Origin of the sequence: Paenibacillus tianjinensis, assembly GCF_017086365.1 — a bacterium.
Lineage (GTDB): Bacteria > Bacillota > Bacilli > Paenibacillales > Paenibacillaceae > Paenibacillus_AQ > Paenibacillus_AQ tianjinensis.
Genome location: NZ_CP070969.1, coordinates 137,868 through 154,472, shown reverse-complemented (window position 1 = coordinate 154,472; position 16,605 = coordinate 137,868). Strand labels below are relative to the sequence as shown.

Sequence of the window (16,605 nt, the reverse complement as noted above, 5' to 3'; positions counted from 1 at the left end):
GTCCCGGCCCCAGCGCATCATTTTAAAGCGATGACCCTGCGGGAATTGTATGCTAAAATCGTTAAAGTACCACAACTAGCGTACTATTCAATCCTGCATAGAGGAGTCGTTTATGATGCAATACCCCTCCGCCTGGCTGCAAGGTGCTTCTCTCGGAGAAGCGATCGCCTGTGAACTTCGGCTGCAAATTATAGATGAGAAAATCAAGCCCGGAGAAGTGCTCTCCGAGAACCGGATCGCAGCAGACTTCGGTACCAGCCGCTCCCCTGTCCGGGAAGCGCTTAAATCGTTATCCATTGAAGGGTTAATCCGTCTTGAACGGATGGGTGCTGTTGTTGTCGGCCTGAATCTGAAGGATGTTGAGGAACTGTATGATGTACGGTATCTTATCGAAAGCTTTGCCCAGCAGAGACTGGCTGAAGGGAATCACGAAGCGCTCATCCAACAGCTCGAACAAATCATCGACAAGATGAAGCTGGCCGTCAAACACAATGATTTTGTCGAGTTTGCGTACCAGGATTTTTCTTTCCACGAAGCTATTGTCACTGAAGCCAAACACACCCGGATACTGCATTTGTGGAAGAGTATTCGTCATATCGTCATGACCGTCATCCTAATTACCACCGAAAAAGGCTTCGACAACGGGGAAGAACGGATGAACTGGGTAGCTGATAAACACCGGACGGTAGTGGAAGCTCTGCGTTCCGGAAATGCGGAGACCATCCGTAAGGTCGTTCAGGCCTATTTTGCCGACTCGGGAGAAACGCTGATCCGCAGCCTGCCCTAAGCAGGCTGATGCTACAAGGGGGCTGGACGATGCTCTTTTTTCCGCCACAACTTGTCGACAAGTATACTGGATTTTCGTTTATGGAAAACACTTTAGCAGGTTATGTTATAGGCAATAACTATTTCCCAAGAATCCACCTATAATGGAGGCATCGTTTACTATGCAAAATTTGCTTGGACTCAGCCACAACGCAACGTTGCTCTTTTGGACATTGCTTGTCATTGTTTTTCTGGTTATGCTTATCGCCAGATACAAATGGAATCCTTTTGTCACGCTGCTTCTCTCTGCGCTGGTCCTGGGCCTGCTTGCAGGAATGGAATATCAGACACTGATTAAATCGGTCACGGGCGGTTTAGGCGGCACTCTTGGAACAATTGCCATTGTAATCGGTCTCGGGACGATGCTGGGAAAAATGATGGCCGAATCCGGCGGTGCTGAACGTATCGCTAACACGCTGGTGGATCGTTTCGGGGAGAAGAACGTTCACTGGGCGATGATGCTGGTAGGATTCGTTGTCGGGATTCCCGTATTTTTTGAAGTCGGCGTCATCCTGCTTATCCCTGTGGTGTTCATGGTTGCCCGCAAAACCAAGATGCCGCTCCTGCAGATCGGAATTCCGATTCTTGCCGGTCTGTCGACTGTCCACGGGCTCGTTCCGCCGCATCCGGCACCCATGATCGCCATTGGTGCCTACGATGCAAATTTGGGTAAAACGATTTTATATTCTATCCTTGTTGGTTTGCCTACAGCGATTATTGCAGGACCGCTGTTCGGTAAATTTATAGGAAAACGCATCCAGGTAACCCCTCCCACGGAGCTGGCTGAACAATTCGCGGCCAAAAGTGTCCGGGAACTGCCAGGCTTCGCCATCACGCTGCTGACGATCCTGCTGCCTGTTATTCTTATGCTGATGGGTTCAGTTGCGGATATTCTGGATCCGTCCGGCGTTCATGCCTTTACACCCTTCGCCAAATTTATTGGTCATGAGGTTATCGCCCTGCTCATCGCAGCGGTCTTTTCCTTCTTTTCGCTGGGGTTTGCCCGCGGCTTTAAGAAAGAGAATATCTCACGGTTTACCAGCGAGTGCCTAGCGCCGACAGCGTCCATCATCCTCATCATCGGAGGCGGCGGTGCCTTTAAGCAGGTGCTGATCGACAGTGGAGTCGGCGGTGCGATCGCTGCTGTTGCTACTCAATCCCATGTGAATATTATATTCTTTGCCTGGCTGGTAGCTGCACTGATCCGCGTGGCTACAGGTTCCGCTACAGTAGCCATGACAACGGCTGCAGGCATTGTTGCACCGGTACTGGCCGTAAGCACTGGCGTAAATATCGAGCTCGTAGTGCTGGCTACAGGCGCCGGTTCACTGGTACTTTCACACGTCAATGATGCCGGGTTCTGGATGATCAAGGAATTCTTCGGAATGTCGGTAGTGCAGACACTGAAGACCTGGACCGTAATGGAGACTATTCTATCCGTAGTAGGCCTGGCTTTCATTATGCTATTAAGTGTCTTTGTCTAATTACAACTGAAAGAAGGGCTGCATGTTGAGAACATCCTATATGATCGGCGTTGATATTGGAACTACAAGCACCAAGGCCGTTCTCTTCAAAGAGAATGGAAGCATCGTCACTCAGGCAAATGTAGGATATCCCCTGCATCAGCCTTCGCCTTCAGTCGCTGAGCAAGACCCGGAACAGATTCTGAACGCTGTTATCCATACGATAGCAACGGTGATGCATACAAGCGGCATCCAGCCGGCTGATCTGCTGTTTCTCTCGTTCAGTTCAGCCATGCACAGCGTAATTGCTGTTGATGCTGCAGGCAAGCCCCTCACCGCCTGTATCACATGGGCCGACAACCGGAGCAGTGCCTCAGCTGCCCGCCTCAAAAATGAGCTGGGCGGACATGAACTGTACCTGCGCACGGGAACACCGATTCATCCGATGTCACCTATCACCAAGCTGATGTGGCTGGGCGAGGAGCAGCCGGACCTGTTCCGGCAGACCTATAAATTTATTTCCATCAAGGAATACGTCTTCGCCCGGCTGTTTGGTGAATATATCATTGACCATTCGATCGCCTCTTCCACAGGCATGTTCAACTTGGAGAAGCTGGCCTGGGATGATGAAGCCCTGCGTATTGCCGGGATTACGGCAGAACACCTATCCAGGCCTGTCCCCACTACTGAGGTTGTCCAGGGGCTGCTGCCGGGCTTTGCAGAGCAGCTTGGACTGCTGGCCTCAACGCCCTTCGTTGTGGGAGCCAGCGACGGTGTGCTCTCCAATCTCGGCGTAGGCGCCATCCAGCCGGGTGTCGTGGCGGCCACCATCGGCACAAGCGGTGCAATCCGCACCGTGGTCGACCGCCCGCTGACCGACCCGAAGGGCCGGATCTTCTGCTACGCCCTGACCGAGAAGCACTGGGTCATCGGCGGACCGGTGAACAATGGGGGTATGCTGTTCCGCTGGGTGCGCGATGAATTCGCCGCCTCGGAGGTGGAGACCGCGAAGCGCCTCGGGATTGACCCCTATGAAGTCCTGACGCGTATTGCCGAACAGGTACCTCCGGGGAGCAACGGCCTGCTGTTCCATCCGTATCTGACCGGTGAGCGTGCTCCGCTGTGGAATCCGGATGCCCGCGGCTCCTTCTTTGGACTGAGCATGACCCACCGGAAGGAGCATATGATCCGCTCTGTGCTGGAGGGTGTTATCTTCAATATGTACACCGTGCTGCTGGCCATGGAAGAGCGGATCGGGCGTCCGGGCAAAATACTGGCCACCGGCGGTTTTGCCCGCTCGTCCCTGTGGCGGCAGATGATGGCAGATATTTTTGATCAGGAGGTTATCATCCCGGAGAGCATCGAGAGCTCCTGCCTCGGAGCAGTCGTGCTTGGTCTATACGCAACCGGACGGGCCAGCTCCTTCGATATCGTTTTTGAGATGATTGGCTCCACCCACCGGCATCAGCCGATTGAAGCACACGCCAAGGTCTATAAGCAGCTGCTGCCCATTTTCATCTCCGTTTTCCGCAGTCTGGAGAGCCAGTATGAAGCCATTGCAGAATTCCAGCGCGGGCAAGCCGGAGAATAGGCTGCAGGTCTATCCTGAACCCATATATAAAAAGCGCCGACGAACCCGCATTTGCAGGCTCTCGGCGCTTTTTATATTCAACTTATTACACCATCGCTTTGCTTTTTGGCTTCTGCGGGGCAGACCCGAACAGCACCCAGGCCGGCTTCACATAACGGAAGACCAGTGCCACGACCAGCCACGATCCCACTAGTGCAACCAGCCAGCCTCCGGCAATGGCTGCCGTATAGGCCAGCGAGCCGCCGTGAAACGGCAGCTTTCTGTATATGAACAGCAGGGCTGGATGCAGCAGATAAATGCCGAACGAGCAGGCGCCTATCGAGATCAGCATCCGCGTCAGCAGACTGCGTCCGGCTCCATACAGCAGAAAGGACAGCTGCAGGAGTACCACACAGGAGAGCAAGGCATGAAGATTGGAGAATCCCTCATACCAGAGGCTGTTAATGACCGTTTTCTTCGTATAATTGTTAAACCACAGCTCTACATGAATAATTCCTGCAGCCGCCCATAACAGCCATAGCAGGATCCAGACTCCACCTTTACCCGATCTCCAGCCCTCGCGGGACGGGATGAGCCACCTTTTGAGAGACCCATAATAGACAGCAATTGCCGCTCCCAGCAGGAAATAAGAGAAATAGGTGATCGCCAGGCTGCCTTTAGACAGCTGCCAGTACCCGTGGTTCGTCATATACTTGTTCAGCAGAACGAATCCCCACTGCAGTGCAAGCCCAATGACCGGCGCCCAGGCGGCAAGCCGGCGGACCTTTTGCAGGCACCACAGCAGGAGCGGGAACAGCAGATAGAACTGGATGATGATAATGATATAGTAAAGATGGGTATACGCCGTACCGGTCCAGAGATACTTCCACATCTTGGCCGTCATATCACCCAGCGGCATGTCCCAGGTATGGCCAAATGTCATTTTCAGTGCAAAGTACATGAACGAAAATACCACATAAGGCACAATAATATAGATCATCCTTCGGCTATAAAACTTGCCCAGCGTTTTCCCGCTCAACGGGCGGTCAATGTAGTTATAGAACAGTACAAACCCGCTTAAGAATACAAAAGACGGAACCGCAAACTGGCTGAATTTGTTAATGAACAGAAACGGATGAAACATGGATGTGTCCAGTGTCTCTGCCAGGGTGCGTGAAGTAGCATGAATGGCCAGTACCGCAAAAATAGCAATCGCCCGAAAAATATCCAGCTGTGGAATTCTTTCTTTATTTCCCATGAATGTTCCTCCTGTTAAGCTCCATATCCTAGAGTGCCAATAACTTTATTAATATTCCTGTATTAATCTGTATAACTTGAACCTATCAGAAAGCCTGCACCCGGCTGATTATTCATCCTCTAAATACAAGTATAACGTTTCTTTGGTTCCGGCGGCACTTAAAGCTTGCTTAATTTTTTTAGAGTACCTAAGCACACTCCAGCTCTATACCCCTTTACGCTAAAAGACCCCGCAGCTTCTGCGCCGATACACGCAACCTGAAACTGCAGGGTGTTACAATTGCTGGCTCATTCATCTGCTTGCAGCGCATCTTCCGGGGTAGCCGGACGTAATTCCCTAAGCGGATTTCCGCCAACGAACGAGCCGGCTGCCACATCCTTATGCACTACTGAGCCTGCGGCCACAACTGCCCAGTCTCCTATGGTTACACCGGGAAGAATTGTCGTATTGGCCCCGATCAACACATTTTCACCGATAATGACCTCACCGAGACGGTATTCTTTAATGAGGTATTCATGGGCGAGAATAGTTGTATTGTAGCCGATCACAGAATTTTCACCGACCGTTATCAATTCCGGAAAAAAAACATCGACCATCGCCATCAGCCCAAACGCCGTATGCTTGCCCACCTTCATGCCGAGCAGCCGGCGGTAAATCCAGTTCTTGAGTGACAGGATCGGACAATAGCGGGCAATCTGGATAAAAATAAAATTGCGCACGCCCTTCCAGGGACTTACCGTACGATAAATGTACCAGAGCGAGTTATGGCCCTCCACCGGATAACGGGTTACTTTTCTCACGATTCATTCGTCCCTTGCTCCACAATAGTCAATAAATCGGTCATGTCATGAATGATGAATTCGGGATCATATTTGCGCAGCGTTTCTTCCCCTTTAAGCGACCAGGAGACTGCCGCCACACGTACACCGGCTGCTTTGGCGGATTGAATATCAACCACGCTGTCTCCAACCATAAGGGTTTTGCGCGGATCAACATTCAAGTTGCGGATAGCGGTTAGCACAGGCTCCGCATGAGGCTTCGGATGAACAACATCGGTCACAGTGACAATGGTCTCCATATACTTCAGCAGATCAAACCTCTCCAGCGTCTTAAGCGTTGTTGGCCGAATCTTTGTAGTGACGATCCCCAGCTTAATCCCGCGCCGCGACAGCTCATCCATCGTTTCATTCACACGCGGAAAAGAATCAACCATTTCATCATGATGCGCATTATTATATGCACGGTAAGACCGCTCAAGGACGCTGACATCCTCTAGAATACCTGAGAACTCTCTCAGCTGCTGCTCGAGTGTTGTGCCCATATGAGGAATAATCTGCTCCCGGGTCAACGGAGGCAGATTATTCTCCTTCAAGGCATGCATGAACGAGCCTATGATCAGCTCGTTCGTATTTACAATTGTTCCATCCAAATCAAAAAGAACACATTCAATCATTTCAATAATTACTCCTTTGGTTCTCCATTCTCCGTCTTCTCCTCTTCAGGCTGTACCACCTGTGGAGTATTCTGCGGAGTATTAACAGCATGATCCGGCACAACCGAGTCGGCGGCAGCAGCTTTAGTGCTGACAATAGGATCGGAGTAATATGCACTGGACTGGCCAGTCACCCTGCGTACGACAATCAGAGCAATCGCTACAAGGATAATGAGCAGCGCCAGAAGCTGGGAAATCCGGATATTGCCATAGGCGGGATCAAGATAACCCTGCTCAAAGCCCATCCACTTCATCGGACTCCACAGACCGTTTATGAGTGATGCTACACCACTGCTACCGTTGAAGCCCAGACTGTCCGTACGCAACGCTTCAATGAAGAAACGACCGATGGAATACCAGATGAAATAAGACAGGAAGATTTCACCCGCACGCACAAATTTCTGGCGGCGCAGCACCATAAGCAGCAGAATGCCAAGCAGGCTCCAGAGTGACTCATACAGGAATGTCGGATGATGAAAGGCATCCCCTATGTACATTTGATTGACAATAAAGTCGGGCAAGTGCAGCTTGTCGCGCAGGAACGACTCCTCCACAACACCACCGTAGGCCTCCTGATTAATAAAGTTACCCCAGCGGCCGATCATTTGTCCTGCGAGCAGGCCAGGTGCACAAATATCCACGATACGCCAGAACGGGTATCCTTTATAACGGAAGTAGATAATCCCGCAAATAATCGCGCCAATTAATGCGCCATAAATGGCGATCCCGCCATTCCAAATTTTAAAGACATCAATAAAGTTATCCTTATATTCATCCCACTTAAAGGCTACAAAATAAATCCGGGCGCCAATGATAGCAGAGGGCACTCCAAGCAGCAGGAGATCCATAAAGAATTCCTGTGGAATATTAAATCGTTTACCTTCCTGTATAGCGAGAAATAATCCTGCAAGTGCCCCGACACCTAGGATAAGCCCATACCAGTGCACTGGCAGCGATCCAATGGAGAATACAATGGGATTAATCGCCAAAGAAAAAAACATAGTCTCACACTCCTAGTCCAGATCATCCATGTCTTCAGAGATGGTAGCTGTAAGTTTATTAGTAAACTGTAGAGCTGCGTTATAGCCCATTTGCTTCAGGCGGTAGTTCATTGCTGCAACTTCAATAATAACAGCAAGGTTTCGTCCCGGACGTACGGGAATCGTTACAAGAGGAACATCTGTATCGATAATCCGCGTAGTTTCTTCATCAAGACCGAGCCGGTCGTATTGTTTGTCCTGCTGCCATGCTTCGAGCCGTATGACAAGCGTAATACGCTTATGGTTACGGATAGCCCCAGCACCAAAGAGAGTCATTACATTAATAATCCCCACCCCGCGGATTTCCAGCAGATGGCGGATCAATTCCGGTGCTGTACCATGGAGCTGATTGTCGGAGGTTTGGCGAATCTCCACTGCATCATCGGCAATCAGGCGGTGTCCGCGCTTAACCAGCTCAAGGGCTGTTTCACTCTTACCAATCCCGCTGCTGCCTGTAATCAGCATCCCCACACCGTATACATCGCAGAGCACTCCATGAATCGTCGCGGTAGGAGCGAGTCTGCCTTCCAGGAAGCTGGTTAATCTACTGGAAAAAATGGTTGTAGCCATCGAGCTGCGCAGTACAGGGAGTCCCTTCTCGTTGCTGATATCAATCAGCTCCTGCGGCACATCCAAGGCTCTTGTAATCACAATACACGGCGTATTATCATTACAGATCCCGCGGATCCGGCTTTTACGCTCTTCTTCAGGAAGCATAGAAAAGAACGCCAACTCCGTCTTACCAAGCAGCTGCACACGTTCTTCGGGATAATATTCGAAATAACCGGCCATTTCCAGCCCGGGACGGTTCAGGTCATCCACTGTAATCGGTCTTTTTAGCCCTTCATGCCCGGAAACCACTTCTAATTGAAATTGCTGTACCAATTCAGATACTTTTACCTTCTTAGCCATGTATGCTCTTCCTTTCGTCACCTGCGGTTTAGTCCGCCTTCCCGCGTCTGGTAAGCAACTCTTCCCTATCCCATCCGTAGGTAATTCTCCTGCTATCTTAATGGATAACGTCTATGAATGCAATCTTAATACCTGTTAGTCCGTAGTACCGGGAAGATAGAAGCAAACAAAAAAGCCGCCCTTTCAGGCGGCTTCTCTAAACGGGAAAGCTGTATATCTTATCCCAGCAAAATGTTCAGTTCAGACTCTTTATCAAAGAGGTGAATTTTGTTCATGTCGATAGCGAGTTTTGGCTTGCTGCCTTCACGGGTAGTGGAACGTCCGTCTACACGGGCAATTACAGTTCCTGTGCCAACTCCGCTCAAGTAGAGGAGCATTTCGTGACCAAGGTTTTCTGTAACGTCTACCAGGGAAGTAAAGATTGTGTTCGGGGAAGCTTCCAGGAATACTGGCTCTTCATGGATATCTTCCGGACGAAGTCCCATGATAACTTCCTTACCGATGTAACCTTTGCTGCGCAGGATTGTTGCTTTGCCGCCTGGAACCTCAACATCAAGGTTTTCAGCGCGGAAGCGTACAGAACCGTTAACTTCACTCAGTGTACCATTGATAAAGTTCATTGTAGGGGACCCGATGAATCCGGCTACGAACAGGTTAGTAGGCTCATTGTACAGCTCTTCAGGAGAAGCAGCCTGTTGAATGATACCGTCGTACATAACTACGATACGGTCACCCATTGTCATAGCTTCTGTCTGGTCATGTGTTACATAGATACAAGTGGTTTCAAGACGTTTAACCAGTTTAGTGATTTCTGCGCGCATTTGACCACGAAGTTTAGCATCCAAGTTGGAAAGAGGCTCATCCATCAGGAAGACTTGCGGATCGCGGACGATCGCACGGCCCAGAGCGACACGTTGACGTTGACCACCGGACAGAGCCTTAGGTTTACGTTCCAGCAAGTGCTCGATATCGAGGATTTTCGCTGCTTCGCGCACTTTCTTGTCGATTTCTTCTTTCTTTACTTTACGCAGTTTCAAACCGAATGCCATGTTTTGGTACACGCTCATGTGCGGGTACAGGGCGTAGGATTGGAATACCATCGCGATATCGCGGTCTTTAGGAGCAACGTCATTGACTACACGATCGCCAATGTACATTTTACCTTCGGAGATTTCTTCCAGGCCTGCGATCATACGCAGTGTTGTGGATTTACCGCAACCGGAAGGTCCAACCAATACGAGGAATTCCTTATCTTTAATATCAAGATTGATATCCATTACTGTTGCTTTATCTGAACCCGGGTATTTTTTGAAAATATGCTCTAAACGTACGCCTGCCATTGTATTTCCCCCTCGAGTTTATTATTAGAATAAAAAATAAATCGCTTTCTTGTACATTTATCTTACCCCAGACGTGCCGTGCTGGCTATTTGTAACGTTCACAAAAAACCTATTTTCTTTTCGTCACTTTATACAATAACATTGCTAATTTCACAATCGCCGCATCGCCAAAGCTCCGCACATCGGCCCCGGTCTCCTGTTTAATTTTATCAAGCCGATACAGCAGTGTATTACGGTGGATGTAGAGTTTCTTCGCCGTCTCGCTCACATTACAGTCCATTTCGAAAAAAGTCTCCAGTGTAAGCAGCATTTCCTTATCCGCCAGTACAGAAGAATAGTCACCGATCTGTCCCAGCAGCTGTCTGCGCCGTTCATCTGGAATACTGTTTATCAAACGCTCCATATGCAGCTCCCATGGAAGGTGGATATACTCGCCTACCTGAAAAATCCGGCCGAGCACAATCGTCTCCCTTAGCAATGCGACCGAACCAGTCAAACCTTTTACCGGAATGATAGCCGGTGCCACAGCCAGATGAAATACACCGACCCACTCGCTGGCGATCAGTTCGTGCAGCCCCATACTGGTCTGAGCCAGGAGCTCATCTTCACTTTCTTCCTCATCTTCCTTATCATCCCCGCCGGTGAGCAGTTCTTTACGGGCTAAAATTAACCATTCTTTCTCCTGCAGGGGGATAAGTAAAATCTCATTCTCGAAATAATTGCGCAACAGCTTCATCAGCGACCGGTAGGTCAGCTGCGGATTATGCACATTCTCACTGACCAGCAAAAAAGGGACCATATCCCCGAATAGGCGGCCCTTAAGCGTCATATCATCAGGAATTTCAGCATCATTCTTCTCTTGCTCGAGCTGTGAGTTAAGCCAGCCGCTTAGCTGACGGGCTTCGACCTCGCCCTCTTCTTTTAGGCCGGTAGCCTTAAGAGCAATAGCATAATTGCGCGCCGCATAATTGACCAATTGCAGCTCAAGACCCGTAAGGCCTTCCATCTCCACCCATACCGCAGTGATCCGGCCTTCATTCTCATATAAAGGAACCCATAGATAACCATCGTGCGTAACAGGCTGTTCCTGCTCTTCCGTGCCAACGCCAAATAGGGAAGCTGAATGCTGCCGTCCGAGCTGTTTGATTCCGGCTCTCTTTCCGGTGAGCTGCTCCAATTTTTGACGCAATGCCTCACTATCCATCGTCACCATTCTCCACCACTTTTGCTCTTTTCGCCTATTTTATCATATTCTGCAGCATTGTGCGGCCAGGCCTATCTGAATGATAAGTGAAACTTGATCCTCTCCTGGAAAATCAGCGTTTCTTCGTACTCAAAGCCGCGGACCTGGATAATGGCAATACAATGGGGTTTATTTTTTTCAATTCTTTATGCATCCAGATCCCAGCTATCGCCCCTTCACCCATAGCCACCGTAGCTTGCTCCGCATGAACGGCAACGTCGCCGGCTACCCACAAATGCTCCACATTCGTCATTAAGGAACGTCTATTTACCTCAATATGTCTGTTTTTATGAAGCGTGACCCCCAGCTGGGCGGCAAGCTCGGAATGAACCGCATTTCTCCCGAAGGCAATAAACCCGCGCTCTGCCGGAAGGTGAGTGCCATCCTGTAAAGCCACTTCTATAATCATCCCGTCATTCTCTTGTACGATCTGGGTAGCAGCTTGTTCAATATAGGTAATTCCCTCTGCCTGGAGGCGTGTGAGATTGTCCTCAGACACTGGCTCATGCTCATGATTAATGTAGGTCAGGTCTCCCGTACGTTCCCGCAAAATAAAAGCCATATGGGCCCCAGCATCACCAGAACCCAGCAGCACCGTCTGACGGTCCTGTATCTCAAAGCCGTCACAGTCAGGGCAGACGTAGACAGATTTGCCAAGTGTCGGTACAAGTCCCGGCAGTTCTGGAAAGCGATCCATTACCCCTGTAGCCAGCAGTAAGGTTTTGCTTTCGTATTGTTGGCCTCGCTCTCCTGTTAAGAGAAAGAGCTGTCCATACTTATCCGCTTTAACGACCTTGTCTGAGATGAATTCCACACCGGCCAATTCAGCCTGCCGCCGGCCTCTTGTACGTATTTCCTCACCCGATACTCCATCCGGCCAACCCAGTATATTATGATAGGTCCGGCAAAGATTTGATCTGCCGCCTCCTGCATCAATTACCAGCACCCGGTGTGCGGAGTACCGTCCTAATTGAATCGCCGCCTGAAGTCCGGCAAATCCGCCGCCAACAATAATTGCATCATATATCATAGAAATCACTCATTTCTGCTCAGCATTATAAACTTATAATTAAACGAAGCAAGAAATTTTAAACTTGATGACTACAAAAGGGCTGATTTGAGCTCTGAAAACACAAAAAAGCCACCATCCGAAGATGATGACTTTTTGTTTGGAATGAGCCATGAAGGACTCGAACCTTCGACACCCTGATTAAAAGTCAGGTGCTCTACCAACTGAGCTAATGGCTCGTAAAACTGGTGGAGGCTGATGGATTCGAACCACCGAACACGTACGTGAGCAGATTTACAGTCTGATGCGTTTGGCCACTTCGCTAAGCCTCCATATGGTGGCGCGGGAGGGAATCGAACCCCCGACACAAGGATTTTCAGTCCTTTGCTCTACCGACTGAGCTACCGAGCCAAAAACAAGCCTTAAAACATAAAATGGCGGAACCGACGGGATTCGAACCCGCGATCTCCTGCGTGACAGGCAGGCATGTTAGGCCAACTACACCACGGTTCCGCATTTGTGAAAATAATGGTGCCGGCGAGAGGACTTGAACCCCCAACCTACTGATTACAAGTCAGTTGCTCTACCAATTGAGCTACACCGGCACAGTGTGAAAATATTCTTATAATGAAAATGGTGGAGGCTGAGGGGTTCGAACCCCCGACCCTCTGCTTGTAAGGCAGATGCTCTCCCAGCTGAGCTAAGCCTCCGGGAAATATGGTAGCGGCAGAGGGGATCGAACCCCCGACCTCACGGGTATGAACCGTACGCTCTAGCCAGCTGAGCTACGCCGCCACAATAATTAGGTTTTGGATTTAAAATGGCGGAGAGAGAGGGATTCGAACCCTCGCACCGCTTACGCAGTCTAACCCCTTAGCAGAGGGTCCCCTTATAGCCACTTGGGTATCTCTCCAAACGATATGGTGCCATGTAAATCCATTCAGGAACCTTAATTCCTGAAAACTGAATCCGAAACAAATCTGCGTTCTTCGAAATTTGGATAAGCCCTCGACCGATTAGTATTGGTCAGCTCCATGCATTACTGCACTTCCACCTCCAACCTATCTACCTCGTCGTCTTCAAGGGGTCTTACGTGTTGGGAAATCTCATCTTGAGGGGGGCTTCACGCTTAGATGCTTTCAGCGCTTATCCCGTCCGTACGTAGCTACCCAGCCATGCTTCTGGCGAAACAACTGGTGCACCAGCGGTACGTCCATCCCGGTCCTCTCGTACTAAGGACAGCTCCTCTCAAATTTCCTGCGCCCACGACAGATAGGGACCGAACTGTCTCACGACGTTCTGAACCCAGCTCGCGTACCGCTTTAATGGGCGAACAGCCCAACCCTTGGGACCTACTTCAGCCCCAGGATGCGATGAGCCGACATCGAGGTGCCAAACCTCCCCGTCGATGTGGACTCTTGGGGGAGATAAGCCTGTTATCCCCAGGGTAGCTTTTATCCGTTGAGCGATGGCCCTTCCATGCGGTACCACCGGATCACTAAGTCCGACTTTCGTCCCTGCTCGACTTGTAGGTCTCGCAGTCAAGCTCCCTTATGCCTTTGCACTCTTCGAATGATTTCCAACCATTCTGAGGGAACCTTTGAACGCCTCCGTTACTCTTTAGGAGGCGACCGCCCCAGTCAAACTGCCCGCCTGACACGGTCCCCGTACCCGCTTAGGGTACCAGGTTAGAACCTAGATACGATCAGGGTGGTATCCCAACGGCGCCTCCGCAGAAGCTTGCGCTCCTGCCTCTACGGCTCCCACCTATCCTGTACAGATCGTACCCAAATTCAATATCAAGCTGCAGTAAAGCTCCATGGGGTCTTTCCGTCTTGTCGCGGGTAACCTGCATCTTCACAGGTATTAAAATTTCACCGGATCTCTCGTTGAGACAGCGCCCAAGTCGTTACGCCATTCGTGCGGGTCAGAATTTACCTGACAAGGAATTTCGCTACCTTAGGACCGTTATAGTTACGGCCGCCGTTTACTGGGGCTTCGGTTCATAGCTTCGGGTTACCCCTAACCACTCCCCTTAACCTTCCAGCACCGGGCAGGCGTCAGCCCGTATACTTCGCCTTGCGGCTTCGCACAGACCTGTGTTTTTGCTAAACAGTCGCTTGGGCCTTTTCACTGCGGCCCCCTCGGGCTATTCACCCTACCGAGGCACCCCTTCTCCCGAAGTTACGGGGTCATTTTGCCGAGTTCCTTAACGAGAGTTCTTCCGCGCGCCTTAGAATTCTCTTCTCGCCTACCTGTGTCGGTTTGCGGTACGGGCACCTTCTCCTGACTAGAGGCTTTTCTTGGCAGTGTGAGATCATGACCTTCGCTACTATAATTTTCGCTCCCCATCACAGCCCAGCCTTACGATGTGCGGATTTGCCTACACACCAGCCTCACTGCTTAGACGGACATCCATCAGTCCGCGTCACTACCCTCCTGCGTCACCCCATCGCTCATAGCGGATTACGGTGGTACAGTAATTTCAAACTGTTGTCCTTCGACTACGCCTTTCGGCCTCGCCTTAGGTCCCGACTTACCCTGAGCGGACGAGCCTTCCTCAGGAAACCTTGGGCTTTCGGCGGATCAGATTCTCACTGATCTTTTCGTTACTCATACCGGCATTCTCACTTGTATGCTGTCCAGCGCTCCTTACGGTACACCTTCAACCCACATACAACGCTCCCCTACCCCAGATGCAAAGCATCTAGCCATAGCTTCGGTGGTGTGTTTAGCCCCGTTACATTTTCGGCGCAGAGTCACTCGACCAGTGAGCTATTACGCACTCTTTCAATGGTGGCTGCTTCTAAGCCAACATCCTGGTTGTCTGTGCAACTCCACATCCTTTCCCACTTAACACACACTTGGGGACCTTAGCTGATGGTCTGGGCTGTTTCCCTTTTGACAATGGATCTTAGCACTCACTGTCTGACTCCCGGCAAGAAGTAAATGGCATTCGGAGTTTGACTGAGCTTGGTAACCCTTGCGGGCCCCGCACCCAATCAGTGCTCTACCTCCACCACTCCATTCACCGAGGCTAGCCCTAAAGCTATTTCGGGGAGAACCAGCTATCTCCGAGTTCGATTGGAATTTCTCCGCTACCCCCACCTCATCCCCGTATTTTTCAACATACGTGGGTTCGGGCCTCCAGTGCGTGTTACCGCACCTTCACCCTGGACAGGGGTAGATCACACGGTTTCGGGTCTACGTCCACATACTTAGTCGCCCTATTCAGACTCGCTTTCGCTGCGGCTCCGGCTTCTCACCTTAACCTTGCATGTTAAACGTAACTCGCCGGTTCATTCTACAAAAGGCACGCCATCACCCCTAAAACGGGCTCTGACTTTTTGTAAGCACACGGTTTCAGGTTCTATTTCACTCCCCTTCCGGGGTGCTTTTCACCTTTCCCTCACGGTACTGTTTCACTATCGGTCGCCAGGTAGTATTTAGCCTTAGCAGATGGTCCTGCTGGATTCATACGGGGTTTCACGTGTCCCGCACTACTCGGGATCCGTCTCGGAGGGAACACAGTTTAGGTTACAGGGCTTTTACCTCTATCGCGGGCCTTTCCAGACCTCTTCACCTACCATACTCCTTTGTAACTCCATATGAGACGTCCCACAACCCCAAGGGGCAAGCCCCTTGGTTTAGGCTGTTCCGCGTTCGCTCGCCGCTACTAACGGAATCACTATTGTTTTCTCTTCCTCAGGGTACTTAGATGTTTCAGTTCCCCTGGTCTGCCTCTACACACCCTATGTATTCAGGTGTGAGTAACTGCGAATTACCACAGCTGGGTTTCCCCATTCGGACACCCCCGGATCAAAGCTTGCTTACAGCTCCCCGAGGCAGTTTCGTTGTTCGCCACGTCCTTCGTCGGCTCCTGGCGCCTAGGCATCCTCCGTGTGCTCTTATTAGCTTAACCGCAATTTTCTCCGGAGGAGAAATATTGAACATTGCTGTTCTTTACTTTCCTACCCGATCAATTGTTTCAACTAATAACTATTTCAACTTGCTTACACAAGTTTCAGCTAAAAGATGTTCTAAAACGCAAATTCGTTTCGGTATCCAGTTTTCAAGGATCAAGATAATGCAAGTAATGAAATTATTGGTGGAGCCAAGCGGGATCGAACCGCTGACCTCCTGCTTGCAAGGCAGGCGCTCTCCCAGCTGAGCTATGGCCCCATAAAAGGTATGAAGTTATAATTGTTATATGGTGGGCCTTGGTGGACTCGAACCACCGACCTCACCCTTATCAGAGGTGCGCTCTAACCAACTGAGCTAAAAGCCCATATAACATATACAACATTTGAACCAACCAATGAATGATTGTCCGCTTGGCAGCGTCCTACTCTCCCAGGACCCTTCGGTCCAAGTACCATCGGCGCTGGAGGACTTAACGGTCGTGTTCGGGATGGGTACGTGTGGAACCCCTCCGCTATCGCCACCAAACGCA

11 protein-coding genes, 10 tRNA genes and 2 rRNA genes are annotated in these 16,605 nt (G+C 50.4%); 3 read left to right on the top strand and 20 right to left on the bottom strand.

Annotated features, from left to right (window positions below):
• Nucleotides 1-115: 115 nt before the first annotated feature.
• The 3 genes from JRJ22_RS00770 (at nucleotide 116) to gntK (ending at nucleotide 3,879) form a co-directional block, all read left to right on the top strand.
• The gene (locus JRJ22_RS00770; RefSeq protein ID WP_206104924.1) at nucleotides 116-787 is read left to right on the top strand and encodes a GntR family transcriptional regulator; all 672 of its coding nucleotides are present in this window, start codon (nucleotides 116-118) and stop codon (nucleotides 785-787) included.
• 160 nt (nucleotides 788-947) lie between these two features.
• Nucleotides 948-2,309 carry a GntT/GntP/DsdX family permease gene (locus tag JRJ22_RS00765; protein WP_206102715.1) on the top strand — a complete coding sequence of 454 codons (1,362 nt, stop codon included), beginning with the start codon at nucleotides 948-950 and terminating at the stop codon, nucleotides 2,307-2,309.
• A gap of 22 nt (nucleotides 2,310-2,331) precedes the next feature.
• Nucleotides 2,332-3,879 carry a gluconokinase gene (gene gntK / locus JRJ22_RS00760; protein ID WP_206102714.1) on the top strand — a complete coding sequence of 516 codons (1,548 nt, stop codon included), beginning with the start codon at nucleotides 2,332-2,334 and terminating at the stop codon, nucleotides 3,877-3,879.
• Between the two features lie 85 nt (nucleotides 3,880-3,964).
• On the opposite strand, the gene JRJ22_RS00755 is transcribed toward gntK, so the two are convergent.
• The 20 genes from JRJ22_RS00755 to rrf all read right to left on the bottom strand — a co-directional run bounded on the left by JRJ22_RS00755 (nucleotide 3,965) and on the right by rrf (nucleotide 16,601).
• Nucleotides 3,965-5,116: an acyltransferase gene (locus JRJ22_RS00755; protein WP_206102713.1), complete on the bottom strand. Its 1,152-nt coding sequence runs from the start codon at nucleotides 5,114-5,116 to the stop codon at nucleotides 3,965-3,967.
• A gap of 287 nt (nucleotides 5,117-5,403) precedes the next feature.
• Complete coding sequence (locus JRJ22_RS00750) at nucleotides 5,404-5,916, bottom strand: acyltransferase (protein ID WP_206102712.1); 513 nt, start codon at nucleotides 5,914-5,916, stop codon at nucleotides 5,404-5,406.
• Nucleotides 5,913-6,569, bottom strand: a complete 657-nt coding sequence (ppaX, locus tag JRJ22_RS00745) for a pyrophosphatase PpaX (protein WP_206102711.1) — start codon at nucleotides 6,567-6,569, stop codon at nucleotides 5,913-5,915. The genes JRJ22_RS00750 and ppaX overlap by 4 nt, the downstream gene beginning before the upstream one ends.
• 8 nt (nucleotides 6,570-6,577) lie before the next feature.
• Nucleotides 6,578-7,609: a prolipoprotein diacylglyceryl transferase gene (gene lgt, locus JRJ22_RS00740; protein ID WP_206102710.1), complete on the bottom strand. Its 1,032-nt coding sequence runs from the start codon at nucleotides 7,607-7,609 to the stop codon at nucleotides 6,578-6,580.
• Between the two features lie 12 nt (nucleotides 7,610-7,621).
• Nucleotides 7,622-8,560 carry an HPr(Ser) kinase/phosphatase gene (hprK, locus tag JRJ22_RS00735; RefSeq protein ID WP_206102709.1) on the bottom strand — a complete coding sequence of 313 codons (939 nt, stop codon included), beginning with the start codon at nucleotides 8,558-8,560 and terminating at the stop codon, nucleotides 7,622-7,624.
• 218 nt (nucleotides 8,561-8,778) lie between these two features.
• Complete coding sequence (locus JRJ22_RS00730) at nucleotides 8,779-9,900, bottom strand: ABC transporter ATP-binding protein (RefSeq protein ID WP_206102708.1); 1,122 nt, start codon at nucleotides 9,898-9,900, stop codon at nucleotides 8,779-8,781.
• 109 nt (nucleotides 9,901-10,009) lie between these two features.
• On the bottom strand, nucleotides 10,010-11,113 hold the full coding sequence (locus JRJ22_RS00725) for a PucR family transcriptional regulator (RefSeq protein ID WP_232380999.1): 1,104 nt from the start codon (nucleotides 11,111-11,113) through the stop codon (nucleotides 10,010-10,012).
• A 103-nt stretch (nucleotides 11,114-11,216) separates the two neighbouring features.
• The gene (locus JRJ22_RS00720; RefSeq protein WP_206102707.1) at nucleotides 11,217-12,173 is read right to left on the bottom strand and encodes an NAD(P)/FAD-dependent oxidoreductase; all 957 of its coding nucleotides are present in this window, start codon (nucleotides 12,171-12,173) and stop codon (nucleotides 11,217-11,219) included.
• 145 nt (nucleotides 12,174-12,318) lie between these two features.
• Nucleotides 12,319-12,391, bottom strand: a tRNA-Lys gene (locus tag JRJ22_RS00715).
• A 7-nt stretch (nucleotides 12,392-12,398) separates the two neighbouring features.
• Nucleotides 12,399-12,484: transfer RNA gene (locus tag JRJ22_RS00710), tRNA-Tyr, on the bottom strand.
• A gap of 3 nt (nucleotides 12,485-12,487) precedes the next feature.
• Nucleotides 12,488-12,563: transfer RNA gene (locus JRJ22_RS00705), tRNA-Phe, on the bottom strand.
• A 24-nt stretch (nucleotides 12,564-12,587) separates the two neighbouring features.
• Nucleotides 12,588-12,665 (bottom strand) — tRNA-Asp (locus JRJ22_RS00700).
• A 16-nt stretch (nucleotides 12,666-12,681) separates the two neighbouring features.
• Nucleotides 12,682-12,757, bottom strand: a tRNA-Thr gene (locus JRJ22_RS00695).
• 29 nt (nucleotides 12,758-12,786) lie between these two features.
• Nucleotides 12,787-12,862, bottom strand: a tRNA-Val gene (locus JRJ22_RS00690).
• Between the two features lie 8 nt (nucleotides 12,863-12,870).
• Nucleotides 12,871-12,947 (bottom strand) — tRNA-Met (locus JRJ22_RS00685).
• A gap of 26 nt (nucleotides 12,948-12,973) precedes the next feature.
• A tRNA-Ser gene (locus tag JRJ22_RS00680) sits at nucleotides 12,974-13,065 on the bottom strand.
• An 83-nt stretch (nucleotides 13,066-13,148) separates the two neighbouring features.
• Nucleotides 13,149-16,074: ribosomal RNA gene (locus tag JRJ22_RS00675) — 23S ribosomal RNA — on the bottom strand.
• A gap of 184 nt (nucleotides 16,075-16,258) precedes the next feature.
• Nucleotides 16,259-16,334: transfer RNA gene (locus tag JRJ22_RS00670), tRNA-Ala, on the bottom strand.
• 29 nt (nucleotides 16,335-16,363) lie between these two features.
• Nucleotides 16,364-16,440: transfer RNA gene (locus JRJ22_RS00665), tRNA-Ile, on the bottom strand.
• A gap of 44 nt (nucleotides 16,441-16,484) precedes the next feature.
• Nucleotides 16,485-16,601, bottom strand: a 5S ribosomal RNA gene (gene rrf / locus JRJ22_RS00660).
• Between the last annotated feature and the right edge of the window lie 4 nt (nucleotides 16,602-16,605).